General features: G+C 62.6%; 32 protein-coding genes. 14 read left to right on the top strand and 18 right to left on the bottom strand.

The genetic code is table 11. From position 1 onward, the window contains the following. Positions 1-34: 34 nt before the first annotated feature. Positions 35-928: a helix-turn-helix transcriptional regulator gene (locus FHU29_RS12470; RefSeq protein WP_064439959.1), complete on the top strand. Its 894-nt coding sequence runs from the start codon at positions 35-37 to the stop codon at positions 926-928. A 188-nt stretch (positions 929-1,116) separates the two neighbouring features. On the opposite strand, the gene FHU29_RS12465 is transcribed toward FHU29_RS12470, so the two are convergent. From FHU29_RS12465 to FHU29_RS12435, 7 genes are read right to left on the bottom strand one after another with little or no spacing between them, the layout of a single operon-like run. After that, on the bottom strand, positions 1,117-1,407 hold the full coding sequence (locus FHU29_RS12465; protein ID WP_157095032.1) for a hypothetical protein: 291 nt from the start codon (positions 1,405-1,407) through the stop codon (positions 1,117-1,119). Then, the gene (locus FHU29_RS12460) at positions 1,316-1,597 is read right to left on the bottom strand and encodes an SDR family NAD(P)-dependent oxidoreductase (protein ID WP_064439957.1); all 282 of its coding nucleotides are present in this window, start codon (positions 1,595-1,597) and stop codon (positions 1,316-1,318) included. The genes FHU29_RS12465 and FHU29_RS12460 overlap by 92 nt, the downstream gene beginning before the upstream one ends. A gap of 10 nt (positions 1,598-1,607) precedes the next feature. Continuing rightward, positions 1,608-1,772, bottom strand: a complete 165-nt coding sequence (locus FHU29_RS12455; protein WP_157095030.1) for a hypothetical protein — start codon at positions 1,770-1,772, stop codon at positions 1,608-1,610. A 45-nt stretch (positions 1,773-1,817) separates the two neighbouring features. Further along, positions 1,818-2,285 carry a dihydrofolate reductase family protein gene (locus tag FHU29_RS12450; protein ID WP_064439956.1) on the bottom strand — a complete coding sequence of 156 codons (468 nt, stop codon included), beginning with the start codon at positions 2,283-2,285 and terminating at the stop codon, positions 1,818-1,820. Next, positions 2,285-3,052 (bottom strand): SDR family NAD(P)-dependent oxidoreductase, encoded by a 768-nt coding sequence (locus FHU29_RS12445; protein ID WP_064439955.1) that lies wholly within the window; start codon positions 3,050-3,052, stop codon positions 2,285-2,287. The genes FHU29_RS12450 and FHU29_RS12445 overlap by 1 nt, the downstream gene beginning before the upstream one ends. 13 nt (positions 3,053-3,065) lie before the next feature. Then, positions 3,066-4,109: an NAD(P)-dependent alcohol dehydrogenase gene (locus FHU29_RS12440; RefSeq protein ID WP_064439954.1), complete on the bottom strand. Its 1,044-nt coding sequence runs from the start codon at positions 4,107-4,109 to the stop codon at positions 3,066-3,068. A 36-nt stretch (positions 4,110-4,145) separates the two neighbouring features. Beyond that, positions 4,146-4,727, bottom strand: a complete 582-nt coding sequence (locus FHU29_RS12435; RefSeq protein ID WP_221194920.1) for a cyclophilin-like fold protein — start codon at positions 4,725-4,727, stop codon at positions 4,146-4,148. Between the two features lie 45 nt (positions 4,728-4,772). Between FHU29_RS12435 and FHU29_RS23235 the strand changes: the two genes are divergently transcribed. From FHU29_RS23235 to FHU29_RS12420, 4 genes are all read left to right on the top strand, one after another. After that, positions 4,773-5,051: an SDR family NAD(P)-dependent oxidoreductase gene (locus FHU29_RS23235; protein ID WP_232322942.1), complete on the top strand. Its 279-nt coding sequence runs from the start codon at positions 4,773-4,775 to the stop codon at positions 5,049-5,051. A 95-nt stretch (positions 5,052-5,146) separates the two neighbouring features. Then, positions 5,147-5,437, top strand: a complete 291-nt coding sequence (locus FHU29_RS23230; RefSeq protein ID WP_232322941.1) for a Rossmann-fold NAD(P)-binding domain-containing protein — start codon at positions 5,147-5,149, stop codon at positions 5,435-5,437. Then, complete coding sequence (locus FHU29_RS12425; RefSeq protein WP_064439953.1) at positions 5,434-5,634, top strand: hypothetical protein; 201 nt, start codon at positions 5,434-5,436, stop codon at positions 5,632-5,634. The genes FHU29_RS23230 and FHU29_RS12425 overlap by 4 nt, the downstream gene beginning before the upstream one ends. 26 nt (positions 5,635-5,660) lie before the next feature. Then, positions 5,661-6,194 (top strand): cyclophilin-like fold protein, encoded by a 534-nt coding sequence (locus FHU29_RS12420; protein WP_083962258.1) that lies wholly within the window; start codon positions 5,661-5,663, stop codon positions 6,192-6,194. 428 nt (positions 6,195-6,622) lie between these two features. Here the strand turns inward: FHU29_RS12420 and FHU29_RS12415 are convergent, their stop codons facing one another. After that, positions 6,623-7,873 (bottom strand): MFS transporter, encoded by a 1,251-nt coding sequence (locus FHU29_RS12415; protein ID WP_083962257.1) that lies wholly within the window; start codon positions 7,871-7,873, stop codon positions 6,623-6,625. 193 nt (positions 7,874-8,066) lie between these two features. Between FHU29_RS12415 and FHU29_RS12410 the strand changes: the two genes are divergently transcribed. From FHU29_RS12410 to FHU29_RS12400, 3 genes are all read left to right on the top strand, one after another. Further along, a complete protein-coding gene (locus FHU29_RS12410) occupies positions 8,067-8,663 on the top strand; it encodes a CGNR zinc finger domain-containing protein (RefSeq protein ID WP_064439951.1) in 597 nt (198 codons plus the stop codon). Between the two features lie 92 nt (positions 8,664-8,755). After that, positions 8,756-9,892, top strand: coding sequence for an alcohol dehydrogenase catalytic domain-containing protein (locus FHU29_RS12405; RefSeq protein ID WP_064440088.1), 1,137 nt, complete (start codon positions 8,756-8,758; stop codon positions 9,890-9,892). Beyond that, entirely contained in the window at positions 9,889-10,320 is a 432-nt protein-coding gene (locus FHU29_RS12400; protein WP_064439950.1) for an acyl-CoA thioesterase, read from the top strand. Before FHU29_RS12405 ends, FHU29_RS12400 begins: the two co-directional genes overlap by 4 nt. Here the strand turns inward: FHU29_RS12400 and FHU29_RS12395 are convergent. From FHU29_RS12395 to FHU29_RS12385, 3 genes are all read right to left on the bottom strand, one after another. Then, complete coding sequence (locus FHU29_RS12395) at positions 10,317-11,651, bottom strand: DEAD/DEAH box helicase (RefSeq protein ID WP_064439949.1); 1,335 nt, start codon at positions 11,649-11,651, stop codon at positions 10,317-10,319. The two genes, FHU29_RS12400 and FHU29_RS12395, sit on opposite strands and share 4 nt — an antisense overlap. 235 nt (positions 11,652-11,886) lie before the next feature. Then, a complete protein-coding gene (locus tag FHU29_RS12390; protein WP_157095025.1) occupies positions 11,887-12,057 on the bottom strand; it encodes a hypothetical protein in 171 nt (56 codons plus the stop codon). A gap of 23 nt (positions 12,058-12,080) precedes the next feature. Further along, entirely contained in the window at positions 12,081-12,830 is a 750-nt protein-coding gene (locus FHU29_RS12385) for a helix-turn-helix domain-containing protein (protein WP_157095023.1), read from the bottom strand. Between the two features lie 197 nt (positions 12,831-13,027). Between FHU29_RS12385 and FHU29_RS12380 the strand changes: the two genes are divergently transcribed. Further along, positions 13,028-13,924: an alpha/beta fold hydrolase gene (locus FHU29_RS12380; protein ID WP_064439947.1), complete on the top strand. Its 897-nt coding sequence runs from the start codon at positions 13,028-13,030 to the stop codon at positions 13,922-13,924. A 16-nt stretch (positions 13,925-13,940) separates the two neighbouring features. On the opposite strand, the gene FHU29_RS12375 is transcribed toward FHU29_RS12380, so the two are convergent. Then, positions 13,941-14,660, bottom strand: a complete 720-nt coding sequence (locus tag FHU29_RS12375; protein ID WP_064439946.1) for a hypothetical protein — start codon at positions 14,658-14,660, stop codon at positions 13,941-13,943. Between the two features lie 170 nt (positions 14,661-14,830). On the opposite strand from FHU29_RS12375, the gene FHU29_RS12370 reads away from it, so the two are divergent. Further along, positions 14,831-16,066 (top strand): serine hydrolase domain-containing protein, encoded by a 1,236-nt coding sequence (locus tag FHU29_RS12370; RefSeq protein ID WP_064439945.1) that lies wholly within the window; start codon positions 14,831-14,833, stop codon positions 16,064-16,066. An 8-nt stretch (positions 16,067-16,074) separates the two neighbouring features. Here the strand turns inward: FHU29_RS12370 and FHU29_RS12365 are convergent, their stop codons facing one another. Both FHU29_RS12365 and FHU29_RS12360 read right to left on the bottom strand, forming a co-directional pair. Continuing rightward, on the bottom strand, positions 16,075-16,575 hold the full coding sequence (locus tag FHU29_RS12365; RefSeq protein WP_064439944.1) for an SRPBCC family protein: 501 nt from the start codon (positions 16,573-16,575) through the stop codon (positions 16,075-16,077). 43 nt (positions 16,576-16,618) lie between these two features. Beyond that, positions 16,619-16,804 (bottom strand): hypothetical protein, encoded by a 186-nt coding sequence (locus FHU29_RS12360; protein ID WP_064439943.1) that lies wholly within the window; start codon positions 16,802-16,804, stop codon positions 16,619-16,621. A 117-nt stretch (positions 16,805-16,921) separates the two neighbouring features. Between FHU29_RS12360 and FHU29_RS12355 the strand changes: the two genes are divergently transcribed. Both FHU29_RS12355 and FHU29_RS12350 read left to right on the top strand, forming a co-directional pair. Beyond that, positions 16,922-17,452, top strand: a complete 531-nt coding sequence (locus FHU29_RS12355; protein ID WP_064440087.1) for a peptidylprolyl isomerase — start codon at positions 16,922-16,924, stop codon at positions 17,450-17,452. A 6-nt stretch (positions 17,453-17,458) separates the two neighbouring features. Next, positions 17,459-18,373 (top strand): rhomboid family intramembrane serine protease, encoded by a 915-nt coding sequence (locus tag FHU29_RS12350; RefSeq protein ID WP_064439942.1) that lies wholly within the window; start codon positions 17,459-17,461, stop codon positions 18,371-18,373. On the opposite strand, the gene FHU29_RS23685 is transcribed toward FHU29_RS12350, so the two are convergent. Both FHU29_RS23685 and crgA read right to left on the bottom strand, forming a co-directional pair. Then, on the bottom strand, positions 18,370-18,867 hold the full coding sequence (locus tag FHU29_RS23685; RefSeq protein WP_232322940.1) for a PH domain-containing protein: 498 nt from the start codon (positions 18,865-18,867) through the stop codon (positions 18,370-18,372). The two genes, FHU29_RS12350 and FHU29_RS23685, sit on opposite strands and share 4 nt — an antisense overlap. 43 nt (positions 18,868-18,910) lie before the next feature. Further along, positions 18,911-19,174: a cell division protein CrgA gene (crgA, locus tag FHU29_RS12340; protein WP_013804840.1), complete on the bottom strand. Its 264-nt coding sequence runs from the start codon at positions 19,172-19,174 to the stop codon at positions 18,911-18,913. A 155-nt stretch (positions 19,175-19,329) separates the two neighbouring features. Between crgA and FHU29_RS12335 the strand changes: the two genes are divergently transcribed. Both FHU29_RS12335 and FHU29_RS12330 read left to right on the top strand, forming a co-directional pair. Continuing rightward, positions 19,330-20,052 carry a DUF881 domain-containing protein gene (locus FHU29_RS12335; protein WP_064439941.1) on the top strand — a complete coding sequence of 241 codons (723 nt, stop codon included), beginning with the start codon at positions 19,330-19,332 and terminating at the stop codon, positions 20,050-20,052. Between the two features lie 23 nt (positions 20,053-20,075). Further along, positions 20,076-20,741 carry an aminodeoxychorismate/anthranilate synthase component II gene (locus FHU29_RS12330; RefSeq protein ID WP_064439940.1) on the top strand — a complete coding sequence of 222 codons (666 nt, stop codon included), beginning with the start codon at positions 20,076-20,078 and terminating at the stop codon, positions 20,739-20,741. A gap of 4 nt (positions 20,742-20,745) precedes the next feature. Here FHU29_RS12330 and pknB read toward each other — a convergent pair whose 3' ends face one another. Both pknB and FHU29_RS12320 read right to left on the bottom strand, forming a co-directional pair. Continuing rightward, positions 20,746-22,626, bottom strand: a complete 1,881-nt coding sequence (gene pknB / locus FHU29_RS12325; RefSeq protein ID WP_064439939.1) for a Stk1 family PASTA domain-containing Ser/Thr kinase — start codon at positions 22,624-22,626, stop codon at positions 20,746-20,748. After that, positions 22,623-24,092 (bottom strand): serine/threonine-protein kinase, encoded by a 1,470-nt coding sequence (locus FHU29_RS12320; RefSeq protein WP_064439938.1) that lies wholly within the window; start codon positions 24,090-24,092, stop codon positions 22,623-22,625. The genes pknB and FHU29_RS12320 overlap by 4 nt, the downstream gene beginning before the upstream one ends.

The following is a 24,092-nucleotide window of genomic DNA, read 5'->3' as shown; positions in this document are numbered from 1 at the left end:
CCTTGATCGGTGGGCTCCGTCGTAAGGTTGAGGTATGGACAACCGAGCCGAAGTGCGGGACTTCCTCACCACCCGCCGCGCCCGCGTGACGCCGGATGAGGTTGGACTACCGGCGGGCACAAACCGACGCGTCGAGGGTCTGCGCCGCAGTGAGGTCGCAGCGCTCGCGGGCGTGAGCGTGGAGTACTACACGCGGATCGAACGCGGTGGGATCAGCGGGGCCTCTCCGGAAGTCCTCGACAGTATCGCCAAGGCTCTCCGCTTGGACGACGCCGAGCGCGCCCACCTGTTCAGCTTGGCCCATGCCGCGAGCCCGGTCGCTCGCCCGCCTCGACGACGCAACCCGAAGAGTTGGACACCACATCAGAGCCTGCAATGGACGCTCGCAGCAGTCACCGCTGGCCCAGCGTTCGTGCGGAACGGACGCATGGATCTGTTGGCCTGCAACACGCTGGGACGTGCGTTCTACAACGACACCTATGACATGCCCGGTTGTGCACCGAACCTGGCTCGCTTCACGTTCCTCGACGAGCGTGCGTTCGAGTTCTACCCTGACTGGGACTCGTTCGCCGAGATCACCACGTCGATCCTGCGTACCGAGGCCGGCCGCGACCCGCGCAACAAGGAACTGCACGACCTGATCGGCGAACTCAGCACTCGCAGCGAAGAGTTCCGTCGCCTGTGGGGCGCTCACGATGTCCGGCACCACGGCACCGGATTCAAGACCTTCAAGCACTCCGTCGTCGGCGAGATGACCCTCGCCTACGAAGGGATGGAGATGGAATCAGAGCGGGGTCTGACCCTCACGATTTACACGCCCGAGCCAGGCACGCCCTCGGAGGAGCGTATGCAACTGCTCGCTTGTTGGGCCGCGAGCGAATACGGTTCCGTACCATCCGAGACGAGCAACACGAACACTAGCTCGTAGACGTTCAGGCCACATCACTCGGTCGCCAGTTGGAGCCCTCTCCGGCTTATTATCGTCAACGACACGGCCGCCGCTACACGGATCTCCAGCCGACAAACGAATGTCGCGCGCGACACTTGCCCTCGCTGGTCGTCTCGGCGAAACCGCGCGGCGTTGCCTGTAGCCAGCGCAGCAGCGCATCGAGCCAGTCAGGCATCGTCGGCTCCGTCCTGTCTGGTGCGACGGCGGACGTAGAGGATTCCGCCGCCGATGGCCGCGAGGATCACGACTCCGAACACCGTCCAGTACTGGGACAGGGAGTTCGCGTTCAGGATCTCCGAGTCCGTGAGTCCATACTCGCCTGCGTTGTGGATGATGATGTCGAACTCGCCGAGCGCGTTGATCTGCTCAGCCAGCGCCCGGGTCTGGTCGAGGTCGAGGAGATCGCCGATCACTACGTCTTCCAGCCCCGGGCAGATCACGGCGAACATCAGCGGCACGTTGCTCGTTGCGGGCGTGCGCGATGACTCCGTGCCCCTGGCGGAGGAAGTACGCGGCGGCGAGCTGCCCGATGCCGCCGGTCGACCCGGTGATCAGGACTCGCTTCGTGTCGCCGCCAGTGAGCGGCTCGATATTGGCCTCGATGTAGGCAAGTTCGTCGGCGACTTCCTGGGTGTTGTAGATGCCCACCCCGTACAGGTCACCCTGTGGCGTCAGACCGTTCCCGTTCGTATCGGTGGGCGCGGGGGCGGTCGGTGCCGGTGTAGAGGTGGTCCGTCGGCTCCGGACTCGTGCACGCGGCGAGGGTTCCGACGCCGAGCACGACACCGGCCAGAAGGAAACTTCTTCGGGTCAGTTCAGTCATATGCGGTGGGGTCGTTCCGTTCCGTTCGTGTTCTGAGGTGCAGGGCTACGCTTGTGCGTTCGGGGTGTAGCGCAGCCACACCACGCTGTCGCCCAGGTCTTCGATGCTCGTGATCGTGAACTCGGTGAGATCGATGGTCGAGTACGGCTCTTTGGCGGTGAAGAACCGTGGCGCGTCAGGCTCGGCGTTCGCGACAGGTGCGAGCACCATGCTCACCTCGTCGACGAGTCCCTGCTGCAAGAACGACCAGTTGATGATCCCGCCGCCGCCGACCATCAAACGCTCGACGCCGAGGCCGTGCAGCTTCTGCTGCCAGGCGAGTTCTCCACGCGGGTCGATGGAGACGTAGTACATCTCAGCCTCCGGCTCTGCGACATAGTCGCCAGCCGGAACCGTGGCGCTCTCATCGATAGCGGGGGTGCCGTAGTGCGTGATGTTGTCTTCGGTCGAGGTCTTGCCGTTGAGATTGCCGTCGATCGACGTGTGCGTGTGGACAATGACGTACGGTCTCATCAGGCGACGTGGCCTCCGTCGACGGGCAGAGCGACGCCGGTGACGTAGCTTGCGCCGTCGCTGCACAGCCACAGGACGGCGGCGGCGATCTCCTCGGGACGGCCCAAGCGGCGTAGCGGCTCCCGTGCGGCTGCTGCCTCGCGGTCGAGTTCCCCTCGGGCGGCCATCTGCGCAACCATCGGCGTGTCGATCGTGCCGGGACAGACGGCGTTGACGCGGATGCCGAGCGGGCCATACTGGAGGGCGATGCTCTTGGTCTGCCCGATGATGCCGTGCTTCGTGGCGTGGTAGGTGGCGCGCCCGTCACCGCCCACGAGCCCTCCCAACGAGGAGCAGTTGACGATCGCCCCGGAGCCCTGTGCGCGCATCTGCTTCAACTCGTGCTTTGTCGCGGCCCACACACCGCGCAAGTTGACCGCGACGATGGTGTCGAAAGCCTCGGCAGTCTCGTCGGCGGAGTCGACCGGCGGGAGCATGATCCCGGCATTGTTGAAGGCCATGTCCAGGCTGCCGAAAGCCTCGACGGTGCGGGCGACAGCGGCTGCCACCTGGTTCTCGTCGGTGACATCGCACTGAATGGCGAGCGCTTTCAGCCCTCGTCCGGTGAGTTCGGCGGCGGCGTTCTCGACCTGTTCCTGGTTGATGTCCACGAGCGCAACAGCCGCGCCTGCCTCGGCGAAAGCCTGGGCGGCGGCCAGACCCATGCCGGAACTCGCGCCGGTGACGAACGCGGTCTTTCCTGTGAAATCGTAGGTGACCTCTGACATGTCAGGTTGCTCCTTAGAGGGTGTGGGTGTCGATGACGAAGCGGTAGCGCACATCGGCGGAAAGCACGCGCTCCCAGGCGTCGTTGACCTCTTCGGCGCTGACCAGTTCGGTCTCGGGGTGAATGCCCAACTCGGCGCAGAAGTCGAGCATTTCCTGAATCTCGGCGATGCCACCCGTGGTGGAGCCTGCGAGGGTACGGCGGCGAGGGATCAGAGAGAACGCTGGAACGGAGAACGGCTCAGCGGGTGCGCCGACATTCACCAGTGCCCCATCTACGTTGAGCAGGCCGAGGTAGGTGGTGATGTCGAGGCCCGCCGCCACGGTGTTGATGATGAGGTCAAGGCTCCCGGCTATCTCTCCCATAGCGGCGGCGTTGGTGGTGTCGACGTAGCGGGTCGCACCGAAAGCGAGCGCGTCGTCGCGCTTGTTGGTGCCGCGTGAGAGCACGGTCACGTCCGCACCAAGGGCAGCGGCGAGTTTCACGCCCATGTGTCCGAGTCCGCCCATACCGACGACACCGACGCGCGTGCCGGGGCCGGCGTTCCAGTGCTTCAGCGGGGAGTAGGTGGTGATGCCCGCGCACAGCAGGGGCGCGGTCTTGTCGGGGTCGAGACCTGCGGGGATCGCGAGCACGAAGTCTTCGTTCGTCACGACCGCCTGCGAGTAGCCGCCTTGGGTGATCGTGCCGTCGGCGGGGTCGATGCCGTTGTAGGTCTGGGTGTTGCCATTCAGGCAGTACTGGTCGTGACCCTGCTCGCACTGCGCGCAGGTGCGGCACGAGTTCGACTGGCAGCCGACACCCACGACGTCACCGACCTGGTGCTTGGTGACTTCTCTGCCGATCTGTGCGACGCGGCCGACGATCTCGTGCCCGACGACCTGCGGGTAGGTGATCGGCCCCCAGTCGCCACGGATCGTGTGGATATCGGAGTGGCAGATCCCGGCGTAGTCGATGTCGATCAGTACATCGTGTGGGCCGACCTCGCGGCGCTCGATCGTCAGAGGAACGAGCGGGTCGGTGGCATTGACGGCTCCAATGGCTTTCACGGTTCGCATCAGGTGGTGCTCCTTGGGTTAGTCGGCGATGGTGACCTATTGACCGTCGAGCAGTTCGATCTGGTGGATGTCGTCGGTCTCGCCGATCTTGGTCAATGAGTTCGAGGAGGTGTTGCCCTCGGTCTTGTAGAAGGTGCCGATGTTCCCCCACGGCATGTAGGAGAACAGGTCTCCCGCTCTCGGGTTCAGCCCTTCCGCGTCGGTGTAGTCGAAGTCGCCGGTCAGCGAGGCGACCTTCTCTTTGCCGCCGAAGTCGGAGAACGTGAGCGTCATCGGAAGCATGGCGATAAACGAGCGTGTCGTGGGGTTTTCTTCCACGATGACCGCCTCGACAACAACGTCTCCAGCGGTGAAGCGCACAATCGTTCCCGCAGCTTCATCGGGTGCAGTCGACGTGGTTTCATCGCTGGCGCCCGCGTCTTCGGTCGGGCTTTCTACCGGAGCACTGCTATCCGTGGGAGTTCCGCTGCAAGCGGTGAGTCCTGCCCCAACCAGAAGTGCCTGATGACTGCCAAGGTATCGCGTACTCGTCGGCGTGCTGTCAAGATGAGGTTCCTCTGTGCCAGTGACTTCTCTACTCATCGAGTGAACACGATGCGCGCGCAATGTGGGAGGCACTGTCAGGGACTCCCTCCCCGGCGATGACGGCTCTACCGTGGAAGCATGCCAGTCATAGCTGTCGTCGGAGCCGGATCCGGGCTCGGAGCCGCAGTCGCACACAAGTTCGGACGCGAAGGCTTCACTGTCGCGCTCATCGCCCGCAACCCCGCCAAGCTCGAAGCACTGGAGCAGCAGCTCGCCGCCAACGGCATCACGGCGAGAGGCTACGTGGCCGATGTGCGCGACCGGACCGCTCTGGACACGGCTCTAGAGAGCGCGGCAGCAGACCTCGGCCCGATCGAGGTCTTACAGTTCAGCCCGGTGCCGAGCGCGAGTTCCTGAAGCCCGTCCTTGACACCACCGTCGAGGACCTCCAAGCCGCGACTGAACTCTCCATCCTCGGCCTGGCCACCGCGACCCGACAGGTGTTGCCCGGCATGATCGGCCGCAGCAATGGCACGATCCTCCTCGTCAACGGATCGAGTGCCGTCCGGCCGAACGGCAATGTCGCGGGCACCTCGACCGCGTTCGCGGGCGAATCGGCATACGGTGCGATGCTCCACGACGCAGCGACCCCGCGCGGTGTGAACGTACGCCAGCTCATCATCCCTGGTGCTATCGGTGGCGGCGATCCGCTCTACGACCCCGCAGCGCTGGCCGATCGCATCTGGCAGCTCCACACCACACCCGGCACATTTCGTGTGACCGTGGGCGAAACTCAAGCATGAGCAAGCACGGGAGCGCTCGCCGAACCTCGGTTCTCGCACTTTTGCTGCTGTGCGGCGGCCTGACGGCATGCGCCCCCTCCGCTCCCACGCCACAGGAGACCCCCACGCCCACACCGACAGAAACCGTGGTGCCACAAGTGGAGGAGTCTGCGGGTGAGGTCGAGCAGCTTCCGCTCACCCTCGAACGAGCCGACTGATCTAGGCGAAAGGGATAAACCGCTTCATGGGTAGGCCACTGAACGAATCGACAACTGCTCGACGCACGGCTGCGCTCGCACTCGCAGCCTGCATGATGCTCACGGCTTGCAGCTCAATCGAGCCCGAGCCCGAGTTGACCGCTACCACCGACGCCGCGACACCCACTGAGACCGCCCCGGAACCGTCAGGAGAAGCCGTGACCGAGATCCCGATTCGCATCGTCATTGGCGATCAGACGCTCGACGCAAAACTGTGGAACAACCCCGCCGCGCAGTCACTGATCGACCAGCTTCCGCTCACCCTTGACTTCTCCGACTACGGCGGACAGGAAGTGCTCGCGACCCCACCTCAGCCCTTAACGATGGAGGGGATGCCCTCGGGCGAGAGCGCCCCAGCTGGAACGATCGGCTGGTACGCCCCCGGCGGGGTGATCGTTCTCTACTACACGAACGTGGGCCACTACAACGGCATCGTGCGCATCGGGCAGATGGACGGCGACGTCTCGATCCTCACCGGCTGGAGCGGCTCGCGTTCCGTGACCATCGAACAGGCCGACTGAGGCAACACGACGATGGCGCGTCTTGATCACTGGTGCCTCGACTGGCCTGGGGCTTCTCACAGCCACCTCGCTCGCCGATGCTCATGCTCTCCAGTTCGATGCACCGTTCCGGGTCACCGCACGATGTCACCGAACGCATTGCTGGACGCCGAGACATCAGCTACAGCGACAGCAAGCTCACGGCGCGATCTGGAGTTCTCGCTGGCTGATATCGCTGCGAGCATCCAAGGTCAGGTCGTTTTCCGTGCCGACAACAACTACGACCTCTCTTCCTTCTTCTCAGCTGTCAAGGGTCGGCACGGTGATCTACTCAAGAAGGCCACCGCCAAGCAGAGAATCGAAGAGTTGAAGACGGAGCGATCCCAGGCAATCCTCGCGCAAGATGGCGAGAACTGGGCGATCAACGCCCTCGTCCACAATTACGACGTTCAACCCTGCCTCGCGTTAAGACGGGTCAGGGTTTTCTCGTCTCCAGATGCGGACATCGCCGCCGCGCTCCACCGTCTGGGAATCGCCCCGATGAGACCGATCAGCGTGAGTCCGGCAGCGACAAGGAAGAGCGAGCGAAGACCGGCGAGATCTGCAATTAGCCCTAGCGTCGTCGGGCCACCGATCGAACCCACTGCTAGCAGCAAGAGGGTCGCGCTGAATCCGGCGGAGGGGCGGTCGGGAAAAACATCAGAACTCCATAGTGCCAGCAGAGCGGACATCATCATGAAGCTCGGCCCGTACAGCGACGCCGAGATACCGATTGCGAGCCAAGACCCTGGTGATAATCCGAGTAACGCGATCGCCACAGTGAGCAAAAGAAGCGCTGCCACCAGCACTCTTCGCAGACCGAAGCGTCCGACGAGGTCTCCAGTCGCTAGACCTGCAACGCCAGTTATGCCCACGAGTGTCCATAGAATCGATCGTGTGGCTGGTGGCAAGCCATTGTCCAATACGATATCGGCTGCATATGTCCAGTAGAAGGCACCGGTGAACCCGAATATCAAAGCCACGAGGAACAGCGGTAACGAGCGAGTGTTGACATACCAGCGCCAAGTCGGTCGGGACCTATCGAGGGCAACGTTGGCGCCACGCGCACCTCGTTGACTCTCTGCGCCGGAGGAAGGTTTGAAAGGCTTGTTCGGCAGTATCCTGGCGTTCCATATAGTGCATGCGAGCGCGACTAGTGCGAACAACAGCCAGGCGACTCGCCACGTGGAGCCGGCGAACAGTGTGATCGGTCCAGACACTAGGAGACCGAACGCGGTGCCGGTACTGACGATCGAAAGCGTGCGGTTCCGAGCCCCTGGCTTGATGAGTTGAGCTACTGCATCAGAGAAAGGCGCCCATGCCCAGCCCGGGCTGGTGCTTGCGATCAGAACCCCTGCCGCCAGCACCACGGAATTCGGAGCCGCGGCAATAAGAATCATCCCGGTCGTTGCGAATAGCCCCGCCAAGACTATGGGGAATCGAGGGTTGAGACGGGAGGAGAGGAAGCCAGCTAGGAGTAGGGCGATCAAGTAACTGGCGTAAGAACCGCCAGATATGAGCCCTAGTGATCCGGTCGACAACCCAAACTCGTCGCGAAAGACGGGGACGAACAGGCCGTAGCCATAGCGAGCGAACCCGAACGCGACCGCAATCATCCCCATCCCAGCGAGGCCCAGCTGCCAGGTCTTGTCCGTCATCATCGTTTCCACTTTCAGGGTCTATGCGTGCCCGCCCAGCTAGGCGGGGCTTCCTTCGTCGTGTCCACATCACGCGGGGTCAGCGTGCTGCTTCGCTGTTACTGGTAAAAATCGTACGTTGGTAACGGTTACCGGTCAATGCGGTTAGACGGTAATCTATAGGGAGATGCGTGAGTCGTAGACGAGAGAAGCCCGATTGAAGCCTGACGATCTGAAACCAGCGCCCGAGCCTCTGAGGCTGCTACAGCGGTTCGTGAACACCCGGAGCTTGATGCGGAATGTGGATCACCTTGCCAGTTCGAGGAGCTTTGCTGAGTGGCTCGATGAACTGGGCTATGGGCTTGCAGATGCGGCCCTCGAACCTGAGGAGCTTGAACGCTTGTTGAGGCTCCGCGAGACTTTGCGGACGATCTTGGTCGCACACACCAGGGGAACGGCTCCACAAATGGAGTCCGCTATTGCGGAGCTCAACCGCATTCTTGACCGGGTGCCGCTGCACGTCTCATTCTCATCGGCAGGCCAGCCTCAGCTGGCCCCGCGTTCAGCTAACCTCAAGGGCTTCGAGGAGCGATTGGTGGCTGGTGCCGTATGGGCGGTACACGCTGGGATCTGGGAACGGCTGAAAGTATGTGCCAACAAGGACTGCGGATGGGCTTTCTACGACCGTTCTAAGAATCGGTCGGGTAGTTGGTGTGACATGGACATGTGTGGTTCCAGAGCCAAGATGCGCTCCTACCGTCAGAGACAGAGTTCAAGCGCGGCCCAGATTCGGGGTCACGTCGGTGACAACTAGTTCAACAACGCGGCCCTAGTCGTAGGTGTAACTGAACCGGTGACGTGACGATATGCAACGATAGCGAGAAATGATCGTCGCTGGGGGTGGCTGTGAAATCACGCTCTGCGGTTCTGTCGAACATGGGACAGTCGCGTCCTTTCGCGGAAACCGCACCACTGCAGATTCTCGACGTGGACGTCGATTCGCCGGGTCAGGGCGAGGTGCTAGTGCAGATCGAGGCGGCCGGTGTCTGCCATTCAGATCTGTCAGTTCTCACGGGCCAGCGACCCCGGCCCATGCCTATGGCCATTGGCCACGAGGCTGCGGGGCGCGTCGTGGAAGTGGGGCCCGACGTTCCGGGTATCCGCCCCGGTGATCACGTGGTGCTTGCTTTCATGCCGCATTGCGGAACCTGTGTGAATTGCGCTGCGGGGAGAACGACGCTCTGTATTCCAGGAGGACAGAGCAACCGAGAAGGTGCTCTGCTGGGCGGTCATCACCGTTTAACTGTGGGCGGGCAGCGTATCAACCACCATCTTGGTGTTTCAGCTTTCAGTGAGTATGCGGTCGTGCATCATTCGTCCGCGGTTGTCATCGATGATGATGTCCCTTTCGAGATCGCCGCGGTGTTCGGCTGCGCCATGCTCACCGGGGCAGGAGCTGTTCTCAACACAGCCGAAGTGCAGCCGGGTGAAAGCGTATGCGTGATCGGCCTTGGAGGCGTAGGACTTGCTGCCGTACTGGGCGCGGTACTCGCGGGAGCCACCCCGATCGTCGCGATCGACCCAGTGGAATCGAAGCGGCAATTGGCGGTTGAACTTGGCGCTACCCACGCGTGCCATCCGCGCGATGCCGCTAGCCTTATTGGCAGCCTGACAAGGGATGGGACGAGATGGGCGATCGAAGCGGCGGGCGTCGTCCCGGCGATGGAACAAGCTTTTTCGCTGGTCGGACGTGGCGGCGCGGTTGTCTCGGTTGGGCTGCCTGCGCCGGACGCGCAATTGACGCTTCCAGCTGTAGCTTTCGTCGCTGATGCGAAGAGTTTCATCGGCTCATACATGGGCTCCTGCCAGCCGCAGCGTGACATTCCCAGGATGATCGCGTGGTGGCGGCAGGGCTTTCTGCCCGTCGAGAAGCTGGTGGACGGAACGTATCCGTTGAGCGCGGTGAATAGGGCGATGGATCGACTTGCCGAAGGCACAGCAGTACGGCAGATCCTTCTTCCCCAGACACAGGAGACGGAGTGACACTCCCAGTTGCGGCAGAATTCCCCGTGCTGTGGCCAATAGCGACGCGCTGGGCGGATAACGACCACTACGGGCACGTCAACAACGTTGTCTACTACTCGTTTTTCGACACTGCGGTGAACGCGTGGCTGATACAGGCGACCGGTGTCGATATCCGGTCCCTATCAGCAATAGGGGTCGTGGCCGAAACGTCATGCAGGTACCACGCTGAACTGTCGTTCCCAGAGCAGATACAGGTAGGAATAGCTTGCGAGCGGCTCGGGAGTCGCAGCATCACGTACCGGCTCGCGATCTTCCGTGACAGTAGCGACGGCCTCACGGTCGCCGCGACTGGCCGATTTGTACACGTCTATGTGGATGGTTCGACGCGCAAGCCAGTCGCGGTTCCCGAGCCAATCAGGCGGGCTGTAGCCGAGGATCTCGCCTAGCGGGTACGAGCTCCAGCACGCCTGTCGCGCTGATGCCCGGCCCCGGTCTGTGCGCGTCCACCGCGGCCGCGAGATTGTGGTGCACCCGACCGGCTTGGCCGCCTGGGGGTGTGTGACCGCTCCGGACGTGGAGCTGGCGGCGTGTAGGGCACCGTTGCGGCGACCTCACCCACGAGGGAGGTGACAACTTCGCAGGCCGGCGTTACGCGACGACCAGTTGCGTTGATCTCCGCTTTGCGCAGGAGCCGCTTGATGTCCCCGCGTTGCTGGGGCAGCACGAGGGTGACGACGTCACCTTCGCTGCCAGCACGCGCGGTGCGACCGGAACGGTGCAGATAGGCCTTGTGCTCCATCGGGGGATCCACGTGCACGACGAGTTCGACGTTGTCCACGTGGACACCTCGGGCGGCCACGTCGGTCGCCACGAGCACCTTGACGTTCCCGCTGCCGAACGCGGTGAGGTTCCGGTCGCGCTGCGGCTGTGACAGGTTGCCGTGCAGGTCAACTGCGGGGATCCCTTGTTCCGTCAGTTGTCGCGCGAGCCGCTTGGCGTGGTGCTTGGTTCGCATGAAAAGAATTCGGCGGCCCGAACCCGAAGCCAGGGTGCGCACGAGTTCCTTCTTCTCCGCTTCACCGTCGATTTCGAAGATGTGATGTGACATCGCTGCGACGTGCGAGGTGGCTTCATCGACCGAATGCAGTACTGCGTTGGTGAGGAATCGCTTAACAAGCTTGTCCACACCATTGTCGAGCGTCGCGGAGAACATCAGTCGCTGCCCGCGCGGCGGGGTGGCGGCGAGGATACGCGTGACGACGGGAAGGAAGCCGAGGTCAGCCATATGGTCGGCCTCATCGAGGACAGTGATCTCCACGGCATCGAGTGAGACGTGGCGCTGCCGCATAAGGTCCTCAAGCCGGCCGGGGCAGGCAACCACGATGTCCGCGCCTCGGTTGAGTGCAGCAACCTGACGATGCTGGCTCACCCCGCCGAACACCGTTGTTGTGGTCAGATTCATTGCCGCAGCCAGCGGCTGGATGACGGCAGCAATTTGTGTGGCGAGTTCGCGGGTAGGTGCGAGGACGAGACCTCGGGGCAGCCCCGGCTTGCGTGTGCCGCCGCTAAGGCGGGTTACCAGCGGCAAGGCGAATGCCAACGTTTTTCCAGATCCCGTCTTGCCGCGGCCGAGGACGTCACGGCCCTGCAAAGAATCGGGCAGGGTTTCAGCCTGGATCGGGAAGGGACTTGTTTTCCCAGCACTCCTGAGTTCCGCGACAAGAGAGGCGGGTACGCCAAGCGCAGCGAAGTCGGAGGAGGGTGCAGTGTTACTCATGGTGCCTTTCAGGCATTGGCGCTCAAGGCAGCCCGGCACAGCGTAAATACTGTGTCCCTGCCGTCAGCGGAAATGGCGAACGCGCAGCTGCGCATCCGTTCGCCGTATTAAGAATCATCGACCCGCGCTCAACGCGGGGAGAGAGGAAGTCGTCTACGACGCGAAAGGGACGTCATGGCCCCTTCTTGTCGTTGAGTGTAGCGGAGCGGCGCCACCGGTGGAGCAGGGGGTGGTTTCACGTGGAACACCAGTGCACGCACAGGAAAGCGGCCGTGAACTGCGAATAGGGCTCCTCGCGGACTGGCAAGCCGGTCGTGCTGCCGCCGTCGTCGAATGTGAGGAAGAACTCACTGGCCCGGTGACCGCGGTCATGACCGAGCAGTATCCGCAGAGCCTGCACGGTCATGACCGCAGTGATTTACGTGCTGGTTATTGGTTTTTCTTGGGCGCAGCCGGTGCTTCGATGATTTCGTCAGCTTCGATCACCGTGGTTGAGCCCGGCCCGGTCTCTTGTTGCTGAGCAGCGTTGTTGGAGCCAGTGCCGGCGTTGCGTGATGTGTCCTCGGTGGCAGCCGTCTCAGGGTTCGACGAGTAGTCGGGGACTTTGCGGTCCGCCCACCACTCGCGGAACGTACGCCGCCGTTCACGGCGTCGGTGACGTGGCGCAGCGATCACGACGGTGGAAGTTTGGGTGGGGGTGCCGGTATTCCCATTCCCATTCGTGGTCGGCTGTGTTGTTGCCGGCTTGGCAGCTTCGAGCATGCGCAGCGCTGTCCGCAGATCTGACACACGCTCGAGACGTTCTTGGGCGAGTTGTTCCGCGGCCGCCCGCCGCGCTGCCTCGCTTTCGGCGCGTGTTTTCGCGACCACCAGCTCGGTCTCGAGTTCGCTAACTCGCGCTGTCAGCTTGCCGAGGTGGCCAGCATCAGCGGGAGTCTCGCTTTTGTCGGTTGTCTCATCCTTCGGCGGTTCATCGGGTGGGGAGGGGCGGTCCGGCTTGAACCCCGCAGCTAGCAGGTCCTCTAGGGGGATTTGCCAGCCATCTTCGGTTTTCACCGCGCCAGGAAGCTTCCCCCCATCGAGTGCACGCTGGATAGTTGCACGGCCCACTCCGCAACGCCGCGCTGCCTCCGAAGCGGACCAGCGCGGTCGTGTTCCTACAGTGGAGTTTTCGGTCATGCCCGTAATGGTGCCCGGTCGGGTGTCCGGTCGCCGCTCGGACACGCCCAGCGGCAACAAGATTGTAGTTTTCTGGCAGGACTGGTAGCGCGGGGTGATGATGAGGATAGTTACTTTGGCAACTACTGCGTTGCGTTCGCATCTGCACTTCGCCGACAATGCGTAACGGGTATTTCATCGCCTGCAGAGGAGTGTGAGTGTCACAGGTGCACGCAGCCGCTAGTTCGGCAAAGGTTCGCCGTCGTGAGGGTCACGTCGTCGTGGGCGGGGTACGGCTCGGAATCACCGAGTTCGGCTCAGGCGGACGACTGGTCATTCTCGCGCCCTCATTGTTGATGTCGCGCCGGATGCAGGAGCCGATGGCCCGTGTGCTCGCGGAAAAGGGCTTCCACGTCGTGTGCATGAACTCGGTGCTATCGAGCGGCCGGAGGAAAGCGGACCCCGAGCAGTACAGCTCTGAAGCACTCGGCAAACGCATGGTCGCCCTGCTCGATGCGATGGGGGGCGAGGTTGCTGTATTCGGCGGAACGTCCCTGGGCGCGAATGCGGCCCTCGAAGCTGCGTTGCGCGAACCGAATCGAACAGTCGCTGTGATCGCTGAGTCTCCGATGCTAGATAAGTCGTCGGTGAAGCTCGCTCCTCTTTTGCTCTTAGCTCACGAGCTCTTCACGGTTGGGCGGCCCGTCTTGTGGGGGGCACGTCGCCTCGCGGGGTTTTTGCCTGCGCATAGTCTCGCCACCCGCCTGTTGTGGGATTTTCTGGCGACCCCAGCCGACGAGCATGCGGCACTGGTCAAAGGTCTGTTCATGGGCCGCGTGGCGCCGCCGCGCAACCGGCGCCGCTCAATTTCTGTGCCAGCGATGGTGATTGGCCCGGAACGGGCGTTCCTGCATTCACGGTTCGATGCGTTGCAGCTCGCCAGGGAGATCCCGGACGCGCATTTGCAGCCGGTACCTAGTTCGTGGAGCTTGCGGACGCGCCCGCAAGCAGTCGCACCGGCGATCGTGAGCTTCCTGACTGAGGCATTCGCCGCACCCTGGGTTATTGCAAGAACGGCCTACACACCGAATATCGGTGATTCACACCTCAATTGAGATACGGAGAGTGTGGCTAACGAGAACGTTCAGGCCGCTGGTGGCGGTTGGGATCAAGTGGCTCGAAAAGCGAGTTTCCAACCGCGAAGATTCCCCGGCTCGGCAGCCAGAAGTCGCCTAGCTTGACCTGCTCACGAAGCGGTGTGTCATAGCCGAGTTCCTGGCCCCTGATAGATCCGCGGATGGTTCGAAGGAACCACATAAGCCGTGGATTGGCCCGGAACCACTGCCCGTTCGGCACATTGCCTGCAAGACCTATGTGCCCAAGTCCGAGGAACCTCCCAGCAACGGGACCCATAGCGCCGAGAACACCCTTGTTACGCCACATCGCTTCAGGCATGCCCTTGCCGACCGCATTCATAATCGTGGTGCGCGGGGACTCCATCAGTTCGAACTCCCAGTCCAGTACGCCGGGAATAGATACCTGCATCGATGAGTCCGTAACCCACGAACAACGAACGTCAGCCTGACTGGCCTCGACAAGTGCCGCGCTGAAAAAACGCGCGCAACTGGCTGCCGGCTCGACATCGCTGTAGATCGTCCAGTTCCCCTCTGGATCCCGGTGCCAGACGGAGGAGTAGGGCGGACCGAAACTGCTCACTGGAAAGGTTCTGGTCGCGAGGAGGTGGCCGCTTGAGAACGGGGCGGCCATGACGCCGTATCCGGTGACGCGCTCACCCTCGCCTGGGACGAGGGCAGTCCCGGTCGATGCAGCCTGCTTCGGTGATATGCCCATGTCGTACCCCGGCGGCTCCGTGGACTTCTCTCGCTTGAGAATACGCCGCGCGCCGGCCGCGCAACAGAGCCTCGCCCCGCGCGCGCAGCCATCACCGCAGCTGGTGATCCGCACCTCAATTAGGAACCATCTTCGGCACCGATACGCGGACTCGGCGTTACGGTAGCCCGGTGGCAGCCACCAAGGTAGAGATCCATGGCGATGCGGACGAGGGTTTAGGCGCGGTCGTCGACGAGTTTCGTGTCAACTTCGAGAAACACGGCGAGATCGGCGCTTCTCTCGCGGTGTTCCAGCACGGAAAGCCGATCGTCGACGTCTGGGCAGGCGTCCGTGACCGGCGCAGGCGGCTCCCGTGGGAACGAGACACGTGGGTGCCCGTGTTCTCGACCACGAAAGGTATCGCTGCGCTGGTAGTGGCCGCTGGCGTTTCAAAAGGGTTCCTCGACTACGACGCGCGCATTGTCGACTACTGGCCTGAGTTCGCCTGCCATGGCAAGGAAAACATCACATTGCGGCAGCTTCTGGACCATCAGGCGGGGTTAGCGGCGATCGAGTCCCCTCTGCGCACTGCGGATCTGCATGATCTCGATCAACTCGCGGAAGTCCTCGCTGCGGAGAAGCCCCGGTGGCGGCCCGGCACACGCCACGGCTACCACGCGATCTCGCTGGGGTTCTACCTCAATGAAGTCTTCCGGCGTGCAGAGCCGCGTGGCAGAACCCTGGGCCAGTACCTTGCTGACGAGATCGCCGGTCCGCACAAGGCGCAGTTCATGATCGGCGTACCTGAGGGCACCGAATTCGACAACGTTGCAGTTCTCGAACGGACCCACCGGCGGCTGGTCGTCAACAACATCACTGAAGTGCCGTGGCGAATCGGGGTCGACGTCGCCCTTCATGCCGCCGCTCGACGGCCGCAGCTGTCGGTGCAGGCGCTGACCAATCCGAAGGTGGGGTTTCCGCACCATGCAACTCGGCCCTCGTTCTTGACGCCCGAGCTCCCGTCGTCCAACGGCCTGGGCACAGCTCGCGGGGTGGCGAAACTGTACAGTGCAGCGGTCAGTTCCGGGCCGACCGACATTCTCACCGAGGAAGTGCGGACAGCGCTGGCGGCCGCATCAAAACGGGGCGATGTTCCGGATGATGATCTCGTTCTCCACGTCCCGAGCCGCTACCTTCTTGGCTTCCGGAAACCGCATCCGACGTTTCGGTTCGGCTCTGCCCCCGGACCGGACGACGGGGATGGCCGCGCGTTCGGGACGACGGGCATTGGGGGTTCGATGGGTTTTGCCGACCCGGCAACGGGGATTGGATTCGGCTACACAATGAACCAGCTCGGTGTGGCGATGCTCGATGAGCCCCGGAACAGGCGAATCAGGAACGCATTGTTCCGGGCCATCGGAGCCTAGGACTCAGTTCACTTGGCGTAGTACTTCTCGGTGTCGGTGACTAGGCTCTTGAACCCCTGCCGTAGCGCGGGGTTCGCGAGGGGCAGGGCGGGACGCAGCGGCAACTGTGGCTCGATGCCGAAGGTCCATGTCAAACGGGTTCCGGATTCCGTTGCCTCGAGCAGTGTGGCTTCGCCGAAACGCTTCAGTCCTGGGGCTGACGACTTGACGACCGAGAACGCGTGCTCGTATCGCTTGCCTGGTGTTTCATCCCAGAGGAAGAACTTCTCCTCGACGGTGACCAGACCAGGCATCAGGGTGAGTTGGCGAATGGTGCCCGGGCCGAATGGCCGCCCGGTGGTGTACCGCGCATCTTTGACGAGCTTGCACCAAGAGAGTGGCGCGTCACCTGCGAGACCGGCCCACACGTCGTCGATCTGGGCTGGGAGTTCGGTGATGAACTCGTAGCGATAGGGAGCCGCGGCGAGGAAGTCCATGTCGACTTCCTCGAGGCTGAACAGTGTCTTCATGGCAGACAGTCTAGGGCTGTCGCCGAACTGACTGGTTCGGCGGCTACCGGATGGGGTTGTCGTAGTCCTGCAAGGTGGGCGGTGCGGGTGCTGGCTCATCAATTGCCTCCCCGCGACGCATGAACATCTTCACGCCACCTGCAACACCTGCGAGCACCGCTGCGGCGGCGATCGATTTTCCGAGCGATCCGCCAAGGGACTTCGACTTCTTGCCGTGCTTTCCGCGCATCAAACCTCCCCATTCTGTGACTGGAGTGGGTACCTCCGCTGCCCACACTAATGGTCCCGCGAGGTCTCTGAGCGGGGCGCGCGCCACAAACTTCGCCGGGATGGCACGATGGAACCCGTGACCTCACCACATCAGACCGCTGTCGCGACGTTGCACACGAATCGCGGCGACATCAACATTTCCCTGTTCGGCAACCATGCACCGAAAACGGTCGCCAATTTCGTTGGCCTCGCGGACGGCACCGCTGAATACAAAACGGAAAACGCTTCCGGAAGCAAGAGTGGCCCGTTCTACGATGGAGCGGTTTTTCACCGCATCATCGATGGGTTCATGATCCAGGGCGGCGACCCCACCGGCACAGGCCGTGGGGGACCAGGTTACGAGTTCGGCGACGAGTTCCACCCGGAACTCCAGTTCGACCGGCCCTACCTCCTCGCGATGGCTAATGCCGGCCCAGGTACCAACGGCTCACAGTTCTTCATCACCGTGACGAAGACGCCGCACCTCAACATGCGCCACACAATTTTTGGTGAGGTCGTTGACGCCGATAGCCGCGCGGTTGTCGACGCGATTGCGACCACCAAGACCGATCGGGCAGATCGTCCAGTCGACCCTGTGGTGATCAACAGCATCACTCTGTCGGAGTAAATCACCATGTCCCACCCCGGCTGGGGAGGAGCACCAGTGCCCCAGCCGGGGTGCGTGCGTCACCCCGATCGACCTACCGGCCTGCAGTGTGCACGGTGCCGGCGTCCGTACTGTCCTGACTGTCTGCGTGAAGCGCCGGTTGGCTTTCAGTGCGTGAACTGCATCGCGGCAGCGGCCCGCAATACGCCGCAGGCACGCACTATTGCGGGAGCTCCGATGCCCACTGAGCACACGCGCCCGGTCGTCACGCAAGCCCTGATCGGTGTGAACGTCCTGATCTTCGCGCTGACGGTGATGCAGTCCGGCAATCTTGCTGCGAATTACCGCGGGTCCGGAATTTTCGAGACATTCGCGCTTTTCCCTCCGTATGTAGCTGCGGGAGAATTCGGGCGCCTCATTGGCTCCGGATTCCTGCACTACGGGCCGATCCACCTGCTCGTCAACATGTTCGCACTGTTCATCGTTGGGCGAGAGATCGAACTGGTTCTAGGACGGTGGCGTTACCTCGCGGTTTATGGCATCTCACTGCTGAGCGGCTCAGCAGCAGTGATGTGGATGCAGATTGACGCGGCAACCGCCGGCGCCAGTGGTGCAGTATTTGGGTTGTTTGGTGCCCTCGCGGTAATTCTCACCCGGCTCCGGCAGAATCCCACCGGCATCCTCGTCATTATCGGCCTGAACGTCTTCATTAGTGTCACGATCCCCGCGATTTCCCTGTGGGGACATCTCGGTGGCCTTGCTGCGGGTGCCGCATCGGCGGCCGCCCTGCTTTATCTACCGCGGCTATTCGGTGGCCAGCGGCTGAGCGCGCAGCGGGCGAGTCGCATCGGAGTGGTCGCTTTGTGCGTGATCACCCTTGTCATCGTCGCAAGCATCGCGATCCGGGTCGTCATGTTGAGAGAACTGATCTGGGGTATTTAACCGTCGGCGCCAGGTGAGATGTCAACACTTCGGACGCCGTGCCGCGCTAGCGCATGCGCAACGTCAAGCGGTTCAGTTCCCAGGTCCCATCGGCTCAAGATGATGAGCCGGTCTGAGGGCGGCGCCAGTTCGATTTCCAGCATGGGCACGCGTCGGCCCCATCGTGGGTAACGCACGATGTGCACCCGCTCGATTTCGCTTTCCCCTAGTGTGTGCTGCTTTCCCAAGAAGCTCCGGAACACGAGGAGTGGATTGTCGGAATCTTCTGGCTTGCGGACCGCGAGGCGCGGACGGGCCACCGAGCCCGCGACGGCAATGCCGAGGAGCAGTAATGCTGCGAGCCCGGTAAAGAAGAGGCCGACCGGCTCGGCTCGCAGCACGACAGCGACAGCGGACAGTGTTATGCCGCCCGCCGCCGCGACACCGAGAGCGGCGGGACGCGGTGACCACTCAAGCTCTTCCACACCCTGTGGAAAACCTGGCTTGTTATCCACAGGGGTTATCCACAGTTGGGGATAATTACATGTGTGTAATTTGTCATCGCCAGCGCAGCGTCATGACTAGCCCGACGATCCATAGGCCGAAACCGATCAGGAAGTTCCACGGGCCAAGCTGATTGAGCCACGCAATCTCCTCACTGGCCAGGTAGTACACAACGAGCCAGATCAAACCTGCGAGCATGAAGCCGAGCATCACCGAGACGTAGAGCGTGCTCGACGGGCCTTTGACCTTCACCGGAGTGCGGCTTGTGGTTGGGCTGGTCGAGTGGTCGTTCTTCTTGCGAACGCGTGACTTGGGCATCTGTTCCTCGGTCGTTCTCCACGAGAGAGTTTTGTTTGAGCGACCCACCGAGCCTTAACCCGGCAAGCCAGACCTCGAAAGAGGCCTATATAACACGCTAACCTAGCGGGTAGAGCTAGGTCACCATCGACGGGCCACCATCGACAGGACGAGTTGTGAGGAAGAATTGGCGTTACGGTGTGCCTGTCGTGTGCATCGCTGCGGGTTTCCTCCTGGCTAGCGCCCACGCGTCGTCCCAAGGTGGCGAATTGCGGCAACAGCACACTTCCCGCCTGTCAGATCTCGTGAGCGACGTCCAGAGCACAGTGCGCGACGTTGAGCGGGAGCGTGATGCTCTGACCGCACGGCTCCGCGAAGCGCAGTCCGAAGCAGCGTCCGATCAGGTTGTTGCTCAAGCGCTAGATCGACTTGATCCGCTCGCAGGACCCGGAGCGTTGACCGAAGTCACGGGGCCGGGTCTTGTGGTGACACTGACTGATGCTCCTCGCGACCAGCACGGCAACTACCCTCCAGGTGCATCGCCAGACGACCTGGTCGTCCACCAGCAGGACCTGCAAAGCGTGCTGAACGCCCTTTGGGCGGGCGGAGCGACTGCGATCGCGGTACAGGACCAGCGAATCACGACGTGGAGTGCCCCACGCTGTATCGGAAACACTCTTCTCCTACATGGGCGGGCCTATAGCCCGCCATACGTCATCACAGCCATCGGCGACCCTGACGAACTGGAAGACTCCCTGGACAGCGAACCCGGGGTGCGGCTGTTCCGGCAGTATGCGGCTCGCTACGGCCTCGGATACGAGGTCGAACCGGAAGACGAACTGCAGGTAGCGGCGTACGAAGGGCGACCCTCGCTCAGATACGCGCGACCCGTTCACTAGCTGCACCCGGTACCCTTCCCAGTATGCGAATTCTCGTCGTCGACAACTACGACAGCTTTGTCTTCAACTTGGTGCAGTACCTGGGCCAGCTTGGGGTGGAAGCTGACGTGTGGCGCAACGACGACGAGCAGTTACTAGGGGACGGCCGGTTGCGTGAGCATGCCCGCAACTACGACGGCATACTGCTGAGCCCAGGCCCGGGCACGCCACAACGGGCTGGCGTCACGATGCCGTTCGTCGAAGCAGCAGCAGCTGAAGCGACTCCGCTGCTGGGCGTATGTCTCGGACACCAGGCGATTGGTGCAGTGTTTGGCGGCGTCGTGGACCGGGCCCCCGAGTTGCTGCACGGCAAAACGTCGGTGGTGCACCACAGTGGTACGGGCGTGCTCGCGGGCCTGCCCGACCCTTTCACCGCAACCCGGTACCATTCGCTGTCGATTCGGCCTGAAACCATGCCCGACATCCTCGAGGTCACGGGGAAGACGGACAGCGGCGTCATCATGGCGCTTCAGCATCGCGAGCTGCCGATCCACGGTGTGCAGTTCCACCCTGAGTCGGTGTTGACAGAAGGTGGGCACCGGATGCTCGCGAACTGGCTGGAAATGTGCGGAAAGCGGCCCGCCGAGGAACTTGTGTTGCGGCTGGAACAGGAGATGGCAGCCGCACTCGGGACGGCGCTCACACACTGAGCGACTACTGGGGAATACCCAGTTCACCCACCTCGACGGCGATGGTGTCGTCCCGTGTGATGGTCGAACCTGCGCTTTGCTGCTGGGACACGATTCGCCCGACCTCGGCAGGATTCAGGGTGGCTCGCGTGCTCTCCGCGAGGCCATTGCCCGTCCACCCAGCAGAGCGCAACAAGTCAAGCGCTTCGGACGGTCGCCGGCCCACGAGATTCGGCATTGTCAGCTGGGCTCCGTTTGACACGCGAATGGTGACGATGCTGCCGCTGACGGCTTGCGTTCCGCCCTGCGGAGACATAGTCGCCACCGTCCCGGCAGGTTCGTCCGAGTCGATTTCGTCGATATCCACAGCAAACCCTGCGGCACTGAGATTCGCCTCAGCAATCACGACATTCTGGCCAGTGACGTCCGGAATGCGAACGAGTTCAGGTCCTGTACCGATGGTGACCCGCACAGCGGTACCGACAGTAACGGAGACTCCGGAGGAAGGGTTCTGGCGAATCACCAGGTCGGCGTCCGCTGCGGACGACGCCACCCGTTCTATATCCTCCGCGAGCTCGAGACCGGCATCCTCGAGCGCATCGCGCGCTTCATCCATCGTGAGCTGCGCGATGTCAGGTACCGGCACCCTCCCAGGGCCACTCGACACATGTACCGTGACCTGGCTGCCTCGCGCGACTTGCGTGCCTGACGGCGGATCCGTGCCGATGACGTTTCCTTCAGGGACCGAAACGTCGGCGCGGAACTCCGTATAGACCTCGAAGCCGAGTTGCCCCAACTCGCTCTGTGCCTCGGCGGACGACAATCGAACGACTGAAGGAACCATAACCATCACCACGGCGTCGTCCCGCCGCATCCATGTCACAGCGAAAGCGGCTGAGGCCAGGAGCGCGACCAGCAAAACAAGCAGAATGCTTCGGCGAACTATGCGTCGGCCGCGCGGAAAGACATCCGCCGTCGGCATCGGAGCCTCGTCCCCAGGCACCGCGCTGATCCCGATGATCGTCGTCCGCTCCTCATCGGTCATCACAGAGGGGGCGCTCGGTTTCTGGCCGTCGATTGCGCGGCGGAGGTCGCTCTGCATTTCCGCGGCAGTCTGATAACGGTTCGCGGGGTTTTTGCTGATCGCTTTCAGGATGATCGCATCGAGTTCACGCGGTACCGTGGGCTCAATCTGCGACGGTGGTAGCGGATCCTCCTTGACATGCTGGTAGGCCACCGCCACAGGAGAGTCGCCAGTGAATGGTGGCTGACCAGTGGCAAGTTCATAGAGGACGCAGCCGAGCGAGTAGATATCGGACCGTGGACCAACTTTTTCCCCGCGCGCTTGCTCGGGCGACAAATAATGTGCGGTACCGATCACCGTCGCTGTCTGGGTAATGGTATTCGTACTGTCGCTGATCGCGCGCGCAATCCCGAAGTCCATCACCTTGATCGCGCCGCTGCGTGAAATCATGATGTTCGCGGGTTTCACATCACGGTGAATTATCCCCTTCGAGTGACTGAACTCGAGCGCCGTACAGACGTCGGAGATAACCTCCATAGCCTTCATCGGCGTCATGGGCCCATTGAGACGGACGATATCGCGCAACGTATCGCCGTCGACATATTCCATGACGATGTAGGGGAGTGGTCCAGCTTCCGTGTGCGCTTCGCCGGTGTCGTAGACCGCGACAATCGTGGAGTTGTTAAGTGCGGCGGCGTTCTGCGCTTCCCGCCGGAACCGGAGATAGAAGCTTGGGTCGCGGGCAAGGTCAGCGCGCAGGACCTTGATTGCCACGTCACGCTGCAAACGGTGATCGCGGGCTAGGTGCACTTCAGACATTCCGCCGAACCCGATTGTCTCGCCGAGTTCGTATCGGCCGGACAACTGCCGCGGCGTAATCATGGGCCGGATTCCTCCGGCGCTTCCTCTGCGTCGCCGGTAGCTGCCTCGGGGTCCGTGCTGGGTGTGGAGACGTCCTCCGGAAGTTCGGACGGTCCGCGACCCGCACTGTTACCACGGCCAGGAATGATCCGTGGCAGTAACCCGTCAGGCGTTTCCGTGACGGTTTCGGGCTCGTCGGTATCCGTAACCGGGGGCTCGTCGGTTTCGGTGGTTTCCTCGGGTGTTGTCGGCTCTGGCTCGGTCGTCTCCGGCGTCGTTTCCTCAGGAGTGGTGGGGACGATCGGCTCCGGCTCCGGCTGTACTGGCAACTCGGTGGTCTGCACGGGCGGGGCGATCGGATCCCGAGTGTCAGTGATACGGCTCATCATGAGGATGCCGGTGGTAATCAGGGCGAGCACAAGAAGCGCCGCAGCGCCCCACGCTACAGCTTTTTGCCCTGTAGATAGCCCCGCTGGCGGGGGTGACGAGTACCCGTGAGCGGCAGTCGCTGGCTGGTAGCCGTAGGCGGCGGGTGCGGCGCGTGATGCGCTGCGCGTGTTCGCACCGGTGGGCGGCATCACTCGCGTCGCTGCCGCGCCCGCAGCTGCAGCGACACCGGCGCCCGCCGCGGCACCGCGGAGATCTGGCGGCTGCTTCCCCGCGCGCACTTTCGCCACGGCGGATGCGAATGCGCCCCCGTTGGCGTAGCGAGTCGCGGGATCTTTCGACAGCGCTACCTCAATTAGTGTGCGTACTTCAGCTGGCACGTCCTCGGGAAGTGGGGCTGGGGCCTCATGGATGTGCTTCATCGCGACTGTGAGCACACCTTCGCCGACGAACGGACGCTTGCCGGCGATCGCTTCATAACCCACCACACCAAGCGAGTACACGTCGCTTGCGGCGGTTGCGTTCTGCCCGGACGCCTGCTCAGGGGAGATGTACTGGGCGGTGCCCATGACGAGCCCGGTGCGCGTAACCGGCGCGGCGTCGATCGCTTTCGCGATGCCGAAGTCGGTGATCTTCACTTGGCCAGCAGGCGTGACAAGAATATTGCCGGGTTTGACGTCTCGGTGGACAAGACCGGCCTCGTGGGCGACCTGCAGCGCATTCCCGGTCTGTTCGAGCATGTCTAGTGCGAGTGGAACAGGAATTCTGCCCATACGTGAGATCACTGCGTTGAGCGGCTCGCCATTGATGAGCTCCATGACAAGGAACGCCGTCGAACGCCCTGCATCATCGCTGGTTTCGCCGTAGTCGAAGATGCTCGCGATGCTGGGGTGGTGCAGCTGAGCGGTCGTGCGTGCTTCGATCCGGAACCGTGAGAGAAATTCGGAGTCGGCTGACAGTTCGCTCTTCAGAATCTTGATTGCCACGCGTCGATCGAGGACGGTGTCGAGCGCCTCCCACACTTCACCCATACCGCCGCTAGCGATGAATCGCTGTAGACGGTAACGGTCCTTGATGACGGTTCCGCTATTCAGCGTCAC

This window comes from Hoyosella altamirensis (genome assembly GCF_014191505.1).
GTDB classification, from domain to species: domain Bacteria; phylum Actinomycetota; class Actinomycetes; order Mycobacteriales; family Mycobacteriaceae; genus Hoyosella; species Hoyosella altamirensis.
The sequence above is the reverse complement of the archived record's forward strand: the minus strand, read 5'-3'. Positions and strand labels throughout refer to the sequence as shown.

What these genes read in the sequence shown, in the direction of transcription:
- FHU29_RS12470 (WP_064439959.1), top strand. Translation starts at nt 35, where the DNA reads ATGGACAACCGAGCCGAAGTGCGGGACTTCCTCACCACCCGCCGCGCC.
- FHU29_RS12455 (WP_157095030.1), bottom strand. Translation starts at nt 1,772, where the DNA reads ATGACTGAACTGACCCGAAGAAGTTTCCTTCTGGCCGGTGTCGTGCTC.
- FHU29_RS12450 (WP_064439956.1), bottom strand. Translation starts at nt 2,285, where the DNA reads ATGAGACCGTACGTCATTGTCCACACGCACACGTCGATCGACGGCAAT.
- FHU29_RS12445 (WP_064439955.1), bottom strand. Translation starts at nt 3,052, where the DNA reads ATGTCAGAGGTCACCTACGATTTCACAGGAAAGACCGCGTTCGTCACC.
- FHU29_RS12440 (WP_064439954.1), bottom strand. Translation starts at nt 4,109, where the DNA reads ATGCGAACCGTGAAAGCCATTGGAGCCGTCAATGCCACCGACCCGCTC.
- FHU29_RS23235 (WP_232322942.1), top strand. Translation starts at nt 4,773, where the DNA reads ATGCCAGTCATAGCTGTCGTCGGAGCCGGATCCGGGCTCGGAGCCGCA.
- FHU29_RS23230 (WP_232322941.1), top strand. Translation starts at nt 5,147, where the DNA reads ATGATCGGCCGCAGCAATGGCACGATCCTCCTCGTCAACGGATCGAGT.
- FHU29_RS12425 (WP_064439953.1), top strand. Translation starts at nt 5,434, where the DNA reads ATGAGCAAGCACGGGAGCGCTCGCCGAACCTCGGTTCTCGCACTTTTG.
- FHU29_RS12420 (WP_083962258.1), top strand. Translation starts at nt 5,661, where the DNA reads ATGGGTAGGCCACTGAACGAATCGACAACTGCTCGACGCACGGCTGCG.
- FHU29_RS12415 (WP_083962257.1), bottom strand. Translation starts at nt 7,873, where the DNA reads ATGATGACGGACAAGACCTGGCAGCTGGGCCTCGCTGGGATGGGGATG.
- FHU29_RS12395 (WP_064439949.1), bottom strand. Translation starts at nt 11,651, where the DNA reads ATGAGTAACACTGCACCCTCCTCCGACTTCGCTGCGCTTGGCGTACCC.
- FHU29_RS12390 (WP_157095025.1), bottom strand. Translation starts at nt 12,057, where the DNA reads ATGACCGTGCAGGCTCTGCGGATACTGCTCGGTCATGACCGCGGTCAC.
- FHU29_RS12385 (WP_157095023.1), bottom strand. Translation starts at nt 12,830, where the DNA reads ATGACCGAAAACTCCACTGTAGGAACACGACCGCGCTGGTCCGCTTCG.
- FHU29_RS12375 (WP_064439946.1), bottom strand. Translation starts at nt 14,660, where the DNA reads ATGGGCATATCACCGAAGCAGGCTGCATCGACCGGGACTGCCCTCGTC.
- FHU29_RS12365 (WP_064439944.1), bottom strand. Translation starts at nt 16,575, where the DNA reads ATGAAGACACTGTTCAGCCTCGAGGAAGTCGACATGGACTTCCTCGCC.
- FHU29_RS12360 (WP_064439943.1), bottom strand. Translation starts at nt 16,804, where the DNA reads ATGCGCGGAAAGCACGGCAAGAAGTCGAAGTCCCTTGGCGGATCGCTC.
- FHU29_RS12350 (WP_064439942.1), top strand. Translation starts at nt 17,459, where the DNA reads ATGTCCCACCCCGGCTGGGGAGGAGCACCAGTGCCCCAGCCGGGGTGC.
- crgA (WP_013804840.1), bottom strand. Translation starts at nt 19,174, where the DNA reads ATGCCCAAGTCACGCGTTCGCAAGAAGAACGACCACTCGACCAGCCCA.
- FHU29_RS12330 (WP_064439940.1), top strand. Translation starts at nt 20,076, where the DNA reads ATGCGAATTCTCGTCGTCGACAACTACGACAGCTTTGTCTTCAACTTG.
- pknB (WP_064439939.1), bottom strand. Translation starts at nt 22,626, where the DNA reads ATGATTACGCCGCGGCAGTTGTCCGGCCGATACGAACTCGGCGAGACA.